The 13,584-nt window shown below is 60.3% G+C and carries 8 protein-coding genes and 1 pseudogene; 7 read left to right on the plus strand and 2 right to left on the minus strand.

The window, feature by feature from the left end; translation table 11 throughout:
* The first annotated feature begins 43 nt into the window (after positions 1-43).
* From HBO05_RS27825 to HBO05_RS27850, 6 genes are all read left to right on the plus strand, one after another.
* Positions 44-1,102 carry an ABC transporter substrate-binding protein gene (locus tag HBO05_RS27825; RefSeq protein WP_169955294.1) on the plus strand — a complete coding sequence of 353 codons (1,059 nt, stop codon included), beginning with the start codon at positions 44-46 and terminating at the stop codon, positions 1,100-1,102.
* A gap of 306 nt (positions 1,103-1,408) precedes the next feature.
* Complete coding sequence (locus HBO05_RS27830; RefSeq protein WP_172314836.1) at positions 1,409-3,646, plus strand: TonB-dependent receptor; 2,238 nt, start codon at positions 1,409-1,411, stop codon at positions 3,644-3,646.
* Between the two features lie 152 nt (positions 3,647-3,798).
* Entirely contained in the window at positions 3,799-6,261 is a 2,463-nt protein-coding gene (locus HBO05_RS27835) for a TonB-dependent receptor (protein WP_172314838.1), read from the plus strand.
* 205 nt (positions 6,262-6,466) lie between these two features.
* The gene (locus HBO05_RS27840; protein WP_169955297.1) at positions 6,467-7,228 is read left to right on the plus strand and encodes an ABC transporter permease; all 762 of its coding nucleotides are present in this window, start codon (positions 6,467-6,469) and stop codon (positions 7,226-7,228) included.
* A 9-nt stretch (positions 7,229-7,237) separates the two neighbouring features.
* Positions 7,238-7,999: an ABC transporter permease gene (locus HBO05_RS27845; protein WP_170041590.1), complete on the plus strand. Its 762-nt coding sequence runs from the start codon at positions 7,238-7,240 to the stop codon at positions 7,997-7,999.
* Positions 8,000-8,010: 11 nt separating this feature from the next.
* Positions 8,011-8,799 (plus strand): ABC transporter ATP-binding protein, encoded by a 789-nt coding sequence (locus tag HBO05_RS27850; protein ID WP_170058031.1) that lies wholly within the window; start codon positions 8,011-8,013, stop codon positions 8,797-8,799.
* A gap of 2 nt (positions 8,800-8,801) precedes the next feature.
* On the opposite strand, the gene HBO05_RS27855 is transcribed toward HBO05_RS27850, so the two are convergent.
* Both HBO05_RS27855 and HBO05_RS27860 read right to left on the minus strand, forming a co-directional pair.
* Positions 8,802-12,560: a hypothetical protein gene (locus HBO05_RS27855; RefSeq protein ID WP_172314840.1), complete on the minus strand. Its 3,759-nt coding sequence runs from the start codon at positions 12,558-12,560 to the stop codon at positions 8,802-8,804.
* Between the two features lie 151 nt (positions 12,561-12,711).
* Complete coding sequence (locus HBO05_RS27860; RefSeq protein ID WP_169955301.1) at positions 12,712-13,179, minus strand: GNAT family N-acetyltransferase; 468 nt, start codon at positions 13,177-13,179, stop codon at positions 12,712-12,714.
* Between the two features lie 224 nt (positions 13,180-13,403).
* On the opposite strand from HBO05_RS27860, the pseudogene HBO05_RS27865 reads away from it, so the two are divergent.
* A pseudogene (locus HBO05_RS27865) lies at positions 13,404-13,584 on the plus strand (ribonucleotide-diphosphate reductase subunit beta); the annotation flags it as partial.

Genomic DNA, 13,584 nt, shown 5'->3' on the forward strand with positions numbered 1-13,584 from the left:
TGCCGGGTTCCTACAGGGCATAGGGATTTGAACGAAGACCTTTATGAGCAAACCACTCGATACTCTCTGGTACACCCACAGCCCGGTGCCCACCGGGCTTGGCATTGCGGTGCAGTCCGGGCGACTGGCCGAAGCCTTCCAGCCATTTGGCACCAATATCCAATCCCTGCGCGAGTCCACCGAGCGCGAAGTACGCGAAGCCCACTACGACCATCACCTGAAGAACTCGGTGCGCCACGGCGGCAATATCCCGGCGATCTGGGCCTACTCCAGCGGGGTCCAGACCCGTGTGCTCGGGCTGTCGTGGAGCGATGAGGTGCAGTTGATCCTGACCACCGCCGAAAGCGGCGTGAGAAGCGTGCGCGACTTGAAAAACCGGCGCTTCGGCCTGCCCAAGTGGGCCAACGTGCAGATCGACTTCACCCGCGCCCAGGCCCTGCGCGGCCTGGAAAACGCGCTCAAGCTCGAAGGCCTGAACGTGGCGGATGTGGAGTTGGTGGACTATCCCTACGGCGGCACCTACAGCGACAACCAGACCCAGTACGTGTACGGCACCCCGGCCAGCCTCGGGGTGAGCCGCTTCAGCCGGCGCAACAACGAGTTGATCGGCCTGCTGCGCGGCGATATCGATGCGATTTTCCTCAAGGGCGCCCACGCCGTACACCTGGCCAATGAGTTCGGCTTGCATGTGGTGGTCGATACCGGCTCCCACCCGGACCCGTTGATCCGCAGCAACAACGGCACACCGCGTACGCTGACGGTAGATACCCACCTGCTGCACGAGCATTTCGATGCCAGCGTGAAGATTGTCGATACGGTATTGCGCACCGAGCAATGGGCCTGGGCCAATCCCGACGAGACCCGGCGCTTTCTCGCCCAGGAGCTGAACACCAGCGAGTACTGGGTGACGGCGGCCTATGGCGAGGATGCCCATCGGCGGCTGCGCACCACCCTGGACTCTCGCTCGATCGAGGCCTTGCAGGACTTCACCGATTTCCTGCATCGCTGGCACTTCATCCCACGGCATTTCGATGTGCGCGACTGGATCGACTTCAGCGTGCTGGAAAAAGTCATCGGCTCCACCTCCCGCGTCGCAGTCTGACCCCCTCACAACCTGTAGGAGCCGGCTTGCCGGCGATGACGTCCCTGGGTGATGCAGTGCTTTCAAGGGCGCCATCGCCGGCAAGCCGGCTCCTACAGTGTTGGCCACGCAGCACTTTCTGTGCTGCTCCAGCAGCACTGGCCACGCAGTTTTTGCTGGATCCTCGACAGCCCGGATTCACCGCGTTTAATCACATCCAAACAGAAACTTTTTATCCTTAAATATCAATAACATAAATACACGTATCGGGATTGGCACGATCTCTGCTCTAGCCCCTTCAAAGACACTTTTCCGGGGGAGATTTACATGCACAAACTTAATCCAATCACCAAGGGCCTGTGGCTCGCATTGCTGTTCACTGGCAGCGATCACGTGCTGGCAGCCGACACTGAAAACGAGCCGGCACTCAAGACCGTCACCGTCACCGCGCAACACCGGGAGCAGACCTTGCAAGAGGTGCCGGTGGCCGTGTCGGCGGTCCAGGGCACCAGCATCGTGGCCGACGGCGTGCGCTCGATGGGCGACATCACCACTTTCATTCCCAACGCCTCGGCGAAGAACCCCGACGGCGACGGCCGCCCACGCTGGTATATCCGCGGCCTGGGCACCGGCGACACCGGGGCGGCCACGGTGTACCCAGTGGGCATTTATGCCGATGACGTTTACCTCAACGCGCCGATTGCCGGCGGCGGCCCGCTGTTTGACCTGGAGCGCATCGAGATCCTGCGCGGGCCCCAGGGCACCCTGTATGGCAAGAACACCACGGCGGGCGCGGTGAATATCATTTCGAAAAAACCCGCGTTCGACACTGACGGTTTCGGCACCATCGGCTTTGGCAGCAAGAATGAAAGGATCCTCAGCGGCGCCCTTGGCGGCGCGCTGGTGGACGAAAAACTCGCCGCGCGGATCTCGCTGTACTCCGAGGAGCGCGACGGCTTCCAGAAAAACCTGGTGGACGATCACACCTACGGCGACGTCAACAAAAAGGCCGTGCGCCTGCAGTTCCTTGCCCAGCTCAACCCGGACCTGGACGCGCTGCTGAAGATCCACAGCCGCGAGTTCAAGGGCGACGGTTCCAACGGGGCACTGACCCTGGGCCGCTACTACAACGTCGGCTACCAGCGCCCCGAAGGCCGTAATATCGCGCTCAACGTCAAGGACGATTCCAAGCTCAACCATGACGGCACGTCCCTGACCCTCAATTGGCACCTGGGCGACTACACCCTCACCTCCATCAGCGCCTATGACTACATTCGCGGCCAGTCCAGCAGCGATGCCGACTACACGCCCTATGAGGTCAACGGCACGTCCACCAGCGATAACAAATACACCCAGTATTCCCAGGAAATCCGCCTGGCCTCGCCGCAGCAGGAAACCTTGCGCTGGCTGGCCGGTGCGCACTACTTCCACGAAGACCTGGACAGCAGCGGCGGACGTTTCATTGCCCCCGGCCCGACGCCCAATGGCACCGGTTCCAACCAGATCAATGGCGCGACCGACCTGCGGGATCTCAATTACGACCACAAGACCAACAGCTACGCGCTGTTTGGCAACCTGACCTACGACCTCACCGACAACTTCACCGTGACCGGCGGCCTGCGCTGGACCCAGGAAAAGAAAGACATCGACCTGAACCTCACCCAACTGACCCGCAATACCGCCAACGGCCCGCTGGTGCCCTTGGCCGGCAGCGGCACCAATGGCAGCCGCCAGGAGAACAAGACCTGGGAAGCCTGGACCTACGATGTCACGCCCGAATACCGGATCAATGACAACGTACGAGTGTTCTTTCGCTATGCCCACGGCTTCCGTTCCGGTGGTTTCAACACCGGGCTGTCCACCAGCCTGGCGCAGTTGACCACGGTGGACCCGGAACAACTCGACGCCTATGAGTTCGGGGTCAAGTCCGAGTGGTTCAACCGCCGCCTGACCGCCAACGCGAACATTTTCTACTACGACTATTCGGATATTCAGGTCAACCTGCTGACAGTCAACAACGGCGTGCTGACCACGGCCCTGACCAATGGCGCCAAAGGCAAGGTCAAGGGCGCCGAGCTGGAACTGGAAGGCCAGCCCACCGACTCCCTGCACCTGCGGGCGGCGGTGTCGTTCCTCGATACCGAATACACCGACTTCAAGAACACCAACCCCAACACCGGCGCGGTCACCGGTGACTACAGCGGCAACAGCTTTGTGCGCTCGCCGCGCAATGTGGTGTCGGTGGGTGGCGACTACACCATCGCGCTGCAGATCGGCGGCAAGTTGGTGGCCGGGGCCGACGCCAGTTTCCGCGACAAGGAATACTTCCTCGCCGACCGCCAGAGCAGCGCCGACAAGACCCTCAGCCAACCCCACTACACCCTGGTCAATAGCCGCCTGAGCTGGTACAGCGCCGATGAAAAACTCAGCGTCACCGGCTTCGTCAACAACCTCACTGACCGCCGCTACCAGGTGCATGGCCGGCCAAACGGTGGACTGGGGCAGTACGTGATCACCTACGGCGACCCACGCACCGTGGGCGTGAGCGTGACCAGCCGTTTCTAAGCCCAAGCCCCTCTCCCAAACAACACAGACCCACTGTAGGAGCCAGGCTTGCCTGCGATAGCGTCCTTGAGCTCGCCATCGCAGGCTTGCCGGGCTCCTACAGGTGATCTGCATTGTTTGGAGGGCCAGCCTTGTTTGAAAGGAATACGTTTATGTTCCAGCACACTCCACTGGCCGGCGCCATCGCGCTGGTCCTGGGCAGCCTTGCCGTGCCCGCCATAGCCGCACCAATCCAACCCACGGCCAAGACCGACCACCTCGACACCGTGGTGGTACTGGGAACCCGCCGCAGCGACCTGACCGCCCTGCAAAGCGCCGCGCCGGTGGATGTGCTGTCCGGCGAGCAACTGCAAGAGACCGGCGCCAGCGACCTGTCTGGCGCGCTGACCGCCCTGTCGCCGTCGTTCAATTTCCCGCAGTCACCCCAGGGTGCCTTCGCCGGCTCTATCGCCCAAGGCGCATCGCTGCGCGGCCTGGCGTCGGACCAGGTGCTGGTGCTGGTCAACGGCAAGCGCCGCCACAGCAGCGCCAATATCACCCGCCAAAGCCTGGTCAATGGCCGGGGCGCAGCGGCGGTGGATTTGAGCCTGATCCCCCTGAGTGCGATCCAGCGCGTGGAGATCCTGCGTGACGGCGCGGCGGCGCAATACGGCTCGGATGCCATCGCCGGGGTGATCAATATCGTGCTCAAGGAAAACGACGACGGCGGCAACGTCGGCTACCGTTTTGGCGGCTATGACAAGGGCGATGGTATCCAGCGCAAACTCAGCGGCTGGAAAGGCTTCAGCCTGCCCAACGACGGTTTCCTGACCCTGAGCTTCGACGCCGGCAGCCAGGATCCGGCCAGCGACACCAACCCCGACAACCGGATCTTCTACCAAGGCTCCACCAGCATCAACACGCCCCGGGAACAGAACAACCGCTACCGCACCTGGCGCTGGGGCTCGGGCAATGTCTCCGACCAGTACAACTTCGTGGCCAACAGTGAGATCGGCGTCGGCGACGGCCTGACCGCCTATGGGTTTGCCACCTACGCCCACAAGAACACCGACGCCGAAGGTTTCTTCGACCCGCCGACCACCCTGCGCAGCAACTACGGCAGTACCGCGTTGCAGCGTTACCCCGACGGGCGCCTTCCGGTGACGCGCTACAGCCTGCAGGACTATGCGGTGACCGGCGGCCTGCGCTACGAGCACGAGCAACTGGGCAAGTTCGACCTGGCGCTGAACCACGGTAACAACACGCTCGAATCCACCGATCGCAATGCGATCAACCCCAGTTGGGGCACCAACAGCCCGTCGAATATTTACACCGGCCAGCGCGAAAACGAGCAGACCAACCTGACCCTGGACTGGGTGCGCGACTTCCCCACCGACCTGCTGTTCAAGCCGCTGACGCTGTCCGCCGGCCTGGCCTGGCGCAAGGAGAACTACCAACTGAGTGCCGGTGATGCGGCGGGCTGGCAGAACGGGCCGCTGTTCAACACGGTCGACCCGATCACCGGGCGCCGCATCCCTGGGTATTACTCGGGCATCACCCAGGTCGATGCCGCGTCCCTGGAGCGCAAGGTGCTGGGCGCCTATATCGATGTCGAAGGTCAGGTCACCGAGAAATTCCAGGCCGGGGTGGCAGTGCGTACCGAGCACTATTCGGACTTCGGCGACACCACCAACGGCAAGCTGTCGCTGCGCTACGACTTCACCCCACAGATCGCCGCGCGCGCCACCGCCAGCACCGGCTACCGCGCGCCGTCGCTGGTGCAGAGCGGCATGTCGTCGTTCAGCGTGCAGGTGGTGGAACAGCCGCCCGGCAGCGGCAACTATGTGGAAGTGCAGCAACGCACCCTGCGTGCCGACAGCCAGGAAGCGCGGTTGCTGGGCGGCAAGGCACTCAAGCCCGAGGAGTCCACCAACTACTCCCTGGGCCTGGTATGGCGCCCGCTGGACAACGCCTCGGTGACGGTGGATGCGTACCGGATCAATATCGACAACCGCATCACCCTCTCCGACCAACTGCCGTCTGCGGTGGTCACGCCGATTTTTGCCGGCACGCCCTACGCCAATATCCAGAGCGCGGCGTTCTACACCAACGTCGCCGATACGCGCACCGATGGCATCGAGCTGACCGGCAACTATCAGTGGAACCTGCAGCAATGGGGGCGCCTGAACCTGAGCAGCGGCTTTGCGAAGAACCGCACCACAATCACGGCGTTGCGCGACGTGGGCAATATCAAGGGATCGCAGATTGTCGGGCGCAACACCCAGGGCCTGATCGAAGAAGGCACGCCAGAAACCAAACTGACCCTGAGCGCCAACTGGCTGTATGAGAACTGGGGCCTGACGGTTGCCCAACGCCGCTATGGCCAATGGATCAGCCGCAATGCCACCAACCCCAGCCTGGACCAGACCTACAGCCCGCAGTGGGTCACGGACGTGGACCTGTCGTACACCTTCGACAAGGGCCTGAAGGTCTCGGTAGGCGCGATCAACCTGTTCGACAGCCACCCGGACAAGGCCGATGGCGCGCAGTTGTACGGCGTGCCGATCTACTCGATCACCAGCCCAGAAGGTGCCCAGGGCGCGTTCTACTACACCAGCGTGAGTTACGACTTCTAGACGCGACTGCTGAACGGGTGTTGCCACAGCAGCACCCAACCACCATTTCCCCCTGTCGGAGCCGGCTTGCCGGCGATTGCGGCCTCATGCCCTGCGCATGGCAGAAGGGCGCCATCGCCGGCAAGCCGGGCTCCTACAGGGTTTACGGGTTTATGGCACATGTCTTGCGATGGTGGCTGGGTACTTCGCTGAAATAAGACCTGCCATGCGCCTGAATCACTTACTGAACCCTCTTACCTGGCTGATCTCCCCCCTGGCCTTGCTGGCGGTGTGGGCGTGGGTCGCGCACCTGGGGCTGTTCCCGCGCAACCTGCTGGTGCCGCCCGCGCAGGTGCTGCAGACCTTTGCCGATCTGCTGGCCAGCGGCGAGTTGCAGGAACACCTGGGCAACAGCCTGTCACGGCTGGGCATTGGCTTTGCTATCGGCTCGCTGTGTGGCCTGGGCTTTGGCGTGTTGATGGCTTTGTCGAAAACCGTCGAGGCTTATTGCGGGCCGCTGTTCCATACCCTGCGCCAGATCCCCAGCATCGCCTTGATTCCGATGTTCGTGCTGCTGTTTGGCATCGATGAAACCTTCAAGATCATCATCGTGGCCAAGACCGCGTTTTTCCCGGTGGCCCTGGCGGCCGGCGAAGGGGTCAAGGGCATCCCGCGCAGCTACTTCGAGGTCGCCGACGTGTACCGCCTGCGCTGGCCGAGCTTTGTGCGCCTGGTGGCCCTGCCCGCCGCCGCGCCGCCGATCATCACCGGCTTTCGCATCAGCCTGACCCGCGCCTGGGTGGTGCTAGTGGCCACCGAGTTGCTGGCGGCCGATAGCGGCCTGGGGCAGATGATCGAGATGGCCCGGCAGATGCTGCGCATCGACATTGTGATGGTCGGGGTGGTGGTCACCGGCGTGATCGGCTTTGCCATCGACTACCTGTTGCGCCATATCGAACAGCGCCTGTTTCGCTGGCAGACGCGCTAGGAGCCCTCTATGACGAACCTGTTGAAAAAGTCCCGCGGGCTGTTGCTCCCGCTGCTGCTGGTCCTTGCCTGGGAATACGCCTCGCACCAGGGCGCGGCCGGTGCCTATGCGTTCGTGCCGCTGTCGGCGATTGGCACGGCCTTGCTGGATATGCTCGGCAACGGCGAGTTGCTGGTCAACCTGCTGGCGAGCCTGGCGCGCACCAGCAGCGGCCTGGCCCTGGGCATTGTGTTCGGCGTGGCGTTGGGGGTGCTGATGGCGTTGTCCAGCGTGGCCAACCGCTTGATCGGGCCGCTGTTCCATAGCATTCGCCAGGTGCCGATGCTTGGCTGGATCCCGCTCATCGCCATGTGGTTCGGCAATGGCGAGTTTTCCAAGGTGCTGATCGTCAGCCTGGCCGCGTTTTACCCGATGGTGCTGAACACCTGGCAGGGCTTTACCCATGTCGAGCAGCGTTACCGCGAAGTGGGCCTGGTGCTGGTGCTGAGCCCCGTGCAGCGCTTCACCCAGGTGCTGCTGCCGGCCGCGCTGCCGAGCATCGCGACCGGCGTTTTGCACGCCCTGGCCTTTGCCTGGGTCACGACGATTGGCAGCGAGTTATTCCTGTCTTCCGCAGCGGGCCTGGGCAACTTGATGATGAATGCCGAGGCCGGCTCGCGCATGGAAGTCATCGTGCTCTGCGTATTGTGCATCGGCCTGCTCGGCTACCTCATGACCCTGTTGTTTAACCGCCTCGTGCGCCACCTGCTGCGCTGGCGCCACCTTCGTTGAAAGGCCCTGACATGAATGCAATCGCTCACCACGCCTTACACCAGCACCTGCAAACCGGCGCCTTGCAGATTCGCGGCCTGAACAAGGCCTACCGGATCGAAGGCCGCTCGTTGCCGGTGCTGCACAATATTCACCTCGACGTGCAACCCGGCGAGTTCGTCAGCATCGTCGGCGCCAGTGGCTGCGGCAAATCCACCTTGCTGCGCCTGATTGTCGGCCTGGAGGCCGAGTACGAGGGCGATATCCTGCTCGATGGCAAACGCATCGCCGCCACCAGCCTGGAGCGCGGCATCGTGTTCCAGGACCACCGGTTGTTCCCGTGGATGACCGTCAGCCAGAACATCGCCCTGGCCCTGAAAAACCATGACCTGCCCCAGGCCGAGAAAAACCGCCAGGTGGCCGAGCACATCGCCCTGGTCAACCTCGGCGGTTTCGAGAATGCGTACCCCCATCAGTTGTCCGGCGGCATGGCGCAACGCGCCGCGATTGCCCGGGCGCTGATCAACAAGCCCAAGGTCCTGCTGCTGGACGAACCGCTCGGCGCCCTCGACGCCCTGACCCGCGTGCACCTGCAACGGGAACTGCAGCGCATCTGGGTGCAGCAGCGCTGCACGGTGCTGATGGTCACCCATGACATCGAAGAAGCACTGTACCTGGGCGACCGGGTGATTGTGATGGACGCCCATCCGGGGCGGATCAAGCACGAGATTCGTGTCGACCTGCCCCACCCACGGGATCGTGCTTCAGCGGTGCTGCAACAGCACAAGCGGCAATTGCTGGAGGAGCTGACAGGCCACTGAGGTCAGCCCGCCGCAACCTTCAGGCGCTGGATCTGTGGCGTGCCTGTGGATGATCCCGGCTTGCGCGGGTCAATGACACTCATCATCACCCCATCGCTGGTGATGAATACTGGCCGTGACTTGCCTTGGTCTTTCGGGTCATTGGAAAAGGCCCCCTTGAACTCGACGGACCGGCGTTGCTCGGCAGTGCCGCCGTCCAAGGTCACCTTCAGATCCCCCGCGGGCGTCACCTGCCAGTCCGAGATTTGGGCGTCGGTGTAGTCCAGTTGAACGGTACTGCCCTGCAGGTCTTCTATGTGAACACTGCCTGACCCCTTATTGATGATGTACGTATTGCTGCCGCCTTCAGCGACCACCCTGGCCCCCCCATTGATCACCACGACATCGGCCCCCTTGCCTGTGCGGGCAATGTCCTCGCGGCCATTGAGGGTCAGCAAATTATTCTGATCATCACCTTGAACATAACTTTCGCCGTTCTTCACCGTGGTGACATTGGAAAAGTTCTGCACACTGGCGATTTTTTTCACCCCCTCGGTGTTGGATTTTTCAGTTTTTACCGAGACGGTATGGTCTTTCAGATTAATGACATGCCCTACGTAGCTGACACTTTCTTTCTTTCCAACATCGTCGCGTGGCGAACTTAATTCTCCAGAAAAAACCAGGGTGTTACGTCCCTCGCCACCCTCCAGGGATATTTGCCGGGGACTGAAGTCTTTGTTTCCCGTTTTCTCGACCTCACGCGCCCGCTCCAGTGTCTGGCGTGCATCGGCATTCATGACCACCGTGTCATCAGCGCGCCCGCCACTGACCACCTTCTTGCCGGTACCTAGCAAGAAGACGTTGGGTTTGTTTTCCACCCCTCTTACATAATCATCACCACCACCCAGGTCCCATAACGTGGCTTTTCCATCACCCAACTCGCCTTCAACCTGTTTGACCGGTTTGCCGTTAAATGATGAATAGCTTTCATCCACGCCTACCCGGTCAGTGCCATCACGAACCGCCACCGACGGGACCCTGCCGGGTACTGGAATCAGATTCAGCAGCCAGGTGACCGGCGAAAACCAGACTCTTGGCGTCAGTGGGACTTTGCCGTCCACTTGCTTGACCTCAACCTGCGACGAGCCGTAGACCACCCGCTCGAAGGTGTTCTTTGCATCACCGCTCAGGAACGCTTTATAGCGAGCTTGGCGTTGCTCATCGATTTCGTGGGTGTATTGGGTCTGCAGGTAAGGCTTGAGCACATCGAATCCAGGCTCCAGACCCAGGAACGCCCTCACACCGGTGACGGCCTTTTGTTCGCCCGAAAGCGGCGTGACCTTATCCAGGTCTTCCACGCTGCGCACGGAGTGGTAAATCATCTGGCTCATCATGAGCGTCCCGGCCACGACCAGGCCCACCGGCCCAGCCGACGCCGCCCCCATCATGAATGCGGCGCCCAACGTTACCGAGGTCGCGGCGTTGGCCACCGCGAAAGCACCGTCAACATAATGGTCCTGGGCTTGAGCACCGCTGCTCTTACTGGCCTTTTTAAAGGAATCGACAGCACTGTAGATATCAAACGGCACGCTGACCGCCGCACCCGCCCCGGTGCCGACTTTGCCAATCAGTTGCCCAACACTCGACGCTTTAAATCCCATGATCGAAGGCGCAGCCTTATGAATGACACTTTGCCCCAACTTGTTGAGCGAAGCCCCAATCGCGTCGCCCCCGTACTGGGCAGCCACTGCACCTAAACTGATACTGCCTTGGGTCACGTCTCCATTGTGAAAAGACTCTATCGCGCTGCGCAGCCCCTGGAATGTACTGAATGCCTGGAAACCCAAGCCCGCAGCCCGCGTTTTTCCAAACTTGTCCACCCCACCTGCATCAAAGAAATTCGCAGGCATCGCTTGTTTAGTACGAACCATCTCTTGAATCTGAGCCGAAATCTTGTGCACTTGCTGCATCTGCTTTTCGAAGTTGTCAGGCACCTTCGACACTTCGGTACTGGGGATCAGCGGTCCAGCGGACGGATCACGATGAATCGCAATTTCAAAGAACAGCTTGGTTGCCTGGTCACTGAACCGGACATCACCGGAACCAGACCATGCCTTGAAACGCGCAAAATCAATTTGCAGGTTATTGGCCAACAGCTTGCCATTCGGGTCACCTGCAGGCTGGGCATCTATCGGCTTGCCGTGGATATGGATGCCCATTTTGTAAAGATCGACGCGACTGATATCCAGGGTGCCGATACGGATCGGCGGCTGGCTGTCATCGAGGGCCTGAAGGCGCTGCACTTCCCCCGTATTGCTGATGACAGTGGGTGCAGCCATCCTGGCAAGAGGCGCCGCCCCCTGGTGTGTGGCAAACAACTGGCGATCGCGCTGCATCTCTTTGTCGATGTACGGATAACCGGGAGGTGGGGTTGCTTGGGCTAAGGTGCGCAGCAACTTTTGCTCAAGCCCCTGCATGCTGCCAATGTACGGGGAGCCGGGGTACTGTTTTATAAAGCCCTGAACGGTTTTCAATGAATCGAAGGTGGCGTGATACTGGGCCATACCTTTCTTGGCATGTATGTTGTCCACGCTTTCCAGAACATTTTGATAAACCGCAGCTTCCATACCCGCAACAGGCCTTGCATGTTTTCTAAAATCAGCCGAGGAAGGCAGGTGCGCACTATCAACTACTTTTATCGTATCAAGATCGGCCAAGGGCGCATTATATGCCAGTTGCATCCGCGTGGACGTCGGTCTAATCCCCGAGACATGCTCTGGATTAAATACGCTGAACCTGTATTTAGGATTATCCAGATCGTTGTTGTATGGCCTAATTAACTTTTTCAGATCTGGATCGGTAAAGATTTTTTTCATTCCGCTTTCAAATGCCTTGGCAGAAGAAAACCTGACCAAGCCAATATTGGGGTCGGCGTAGTAATAGGTCCGTTTACCGTCCGCTCCCGCCGTCACTCCTGCCGATAGACGATGCCCACTGGCGGAAATAATCAACGTCGTCGGGGCTGGGGCTTTGAGGAGCTGCGATACGATTGACTTGTAAGACCCGAGCCTGTCAGTGGCCGGATCATGAGCCTTATCGGCATACCCGGCGTACTTCTGGGCCCTGCCGATTGCAGCAAAGAATGCTTGAGATTCAGGCGTATCAGGAGAAGCCAGCGCCTGGTAAATATTGCCCAGGAAAATATCAGCCTTGCCCTCCCTTGTCGCCAAGGACAGCAGGTGCGATATGCCCGCACACTCTCCGTCGCTCGATTGGTTAATCATTGCCAGATAATAACTTTGCGGCATGGGTGTCAACTTAGTTTCTTTACCCGAAACTACGTTCGAAAACTCCATCACCCTTTCTTGTGTTTTGATAATAGTGCGCTTTTCGGCCAAGTGCTTGAGCATGCCTAATTGCTCATCGGTCACCCCGGGCTGCAATGCCATTTTATAAAACTCGGAACTACTCATCAAATCCGAATAACCAGCCGGCAGCGGCACGGACCCCGGTGAGTTATACCCTCGCATATAGGCCTCTCGGCCCTGGCTTTGTTTGACACTTTCTACTTTTGAAAAAAAATCATCTGCGCTGCCCGTCTCGCGAACAGCTGCCACCGGTACTCCCCTACGCAGGCGGCGCTTGTCTGGCACATCGTTCTGCGTCGTCAGTTGCCCCGGTGATGGTTCTCGACGTTCTTCATGGGAAGTTGGAGGGGCGGTTTGAGCGGACTGATTTTGTCTAATGAACGACAAGGTATTGGGCAGGGACGATACGTGCATAATCACTCCAGCTAACAGGTTTTGTTCATTCAATATCCTTTTATGTGAAGGGCTCCTGGAGTGATAAAACCTAGCACCAGACGCAATGCCACCCTGACAGACAAATCCGAGAGCAAACCACAAGGTATTACCAAATGCAGCGCGCCCCTCACTACAGAATGCGCGCCATCTTGATGATCTCGATAGACACCGGGCTGTTGCCACGGCTGAAGGTGCCTTCGCCAATCTTGCGAAAACCGCACGCGGCGTAGAATTTTTCGGCGGTCAGGGTCGCTTCCAGGTAGGCGCTGGTATGCCCGGCTGCGGCGATCTGCTGCAAAGCCTCGGCCAACAGGCGCTTACCCACCCCCTGCCCGGCCGCCTCGCCACGAATAAACAACTTGCTGACTTCCAGACCCTCGATCTCCACGAAGCCCTGGAGCACATCGCTGCAGGCCAGCCACAGGTTGCCGGCGGCGATGGCCGGGCGGTAAGTCTCAGGGGAGCGGCCATCAAGCCACATGGCGATCTGTTCGGCACCATAGTCGGCGGTGCACAGGTTTTCGACGGAGTTTTTATGCACCTGGAAGATGCTCTCGGCGTCGTCCTGGGTGGCTGGGCGGATCAGTAGATTTTTCATTCCTTTGAGTTTCCGAGCAGGGCCAATAAACCCAGGCGTTATAGCTGATCTTGCGCCGGGCAGCGACCGAAGACCGCACATCTTGTGCGTTGACCAGCTTCCCTACACACCATATAGTGTGCCCACACACGCAGCCGACCACTACATAGTGTGCGATGCCGGCAATTATCAAGTTTTCTGGACGGCCTCACACACCGTCAGAACAGACCAGGAAGGAGTATTTCATGCTGAGTTGGGATGAAGTCGACACCGAAGACACCGGTGCAGCCGTGATCCGTGGCGCCAACGCCGGCCACGCCACCGAAGCCAACATGGACCGCCTCGACGGTGCCGGTGCCGCCGCCGCCATCGAGGCCCGCGCCGTCACCGCCAATGACTCCGCCGCCATCGTGCGCGCCAAGGCCG

The organism is Pseudomonas sp. WS 5079, from assembly GCF_012985465.1.
Lineage (GTDB): Bacteria > Pseudomonadota > Gammaproteobacteria > Pseudomonadales > Pseudomonadaceae > Aquipseudomonas.

What these genes read in the sequence shown, in the direction of transcription:
- HBO05_RS27830 (WP_172314836.1), top strand. Translation starts at nt 1,409, where the DNA reads ATGCACAAACTTAATCCAATCACCAAGGGCCTGTGGCTCGCATTGCTG.
- HBO05_RS27835 (WP_172314838.1), top strand. Translation starts at nt 3,799, where the DNA reads ATGTTCCAGCACACTCCACTGGCCGGCGCCATCGCGCTGGTCCTGGGC.
- HBO05_RS27825 (WP_169955294.1), top strand. Translation starts at nt 44, where the DNA reads ATGAGCAAACCACTCGATACTCTCTGGTACACCCACAGCCCGGTGCCC.
- HBO05_RS27860 (WP_169955301.1), bottom strand. Translation starts at nt 13,179, where the DNA reads ATGAAAAATCTACTGATCCGCCCAGCCACCCAGGACGACGCCGAGAGC.
- HBO05_RS27845 (WP_170041590.1), top strand. Translation starts at nt 7,238, where the DNA reads ATGACGAACCTGTTGAAAAAGTCCCGCGGGCTGTTGCTCCCGCTGCTG.
- HBO05_RS27840 (WP_169955297.1), top strand. Translation starts at nt 6,467, where the DNA reads ATGCGCCTGAATCACTTACTGAACCCTCTTACCTGGCTGATCTCCCCC.
- HBO05_RS27850 (WP_170058031.1), top strand. Translation starts at nt 8,011, where the DNA reads ATGAATGCAATCGCTCACCACGCCTTACACCAGCACCTGCAAACCGGC.
- HBO05_RS27855 (WP_172314840.1), bottom strand. Translation starts at nt 12,560, where the DNA reads ATGCACGTATCGTCCCTGCCCAATACCTTGTCGTTCATTAGACAAAAT.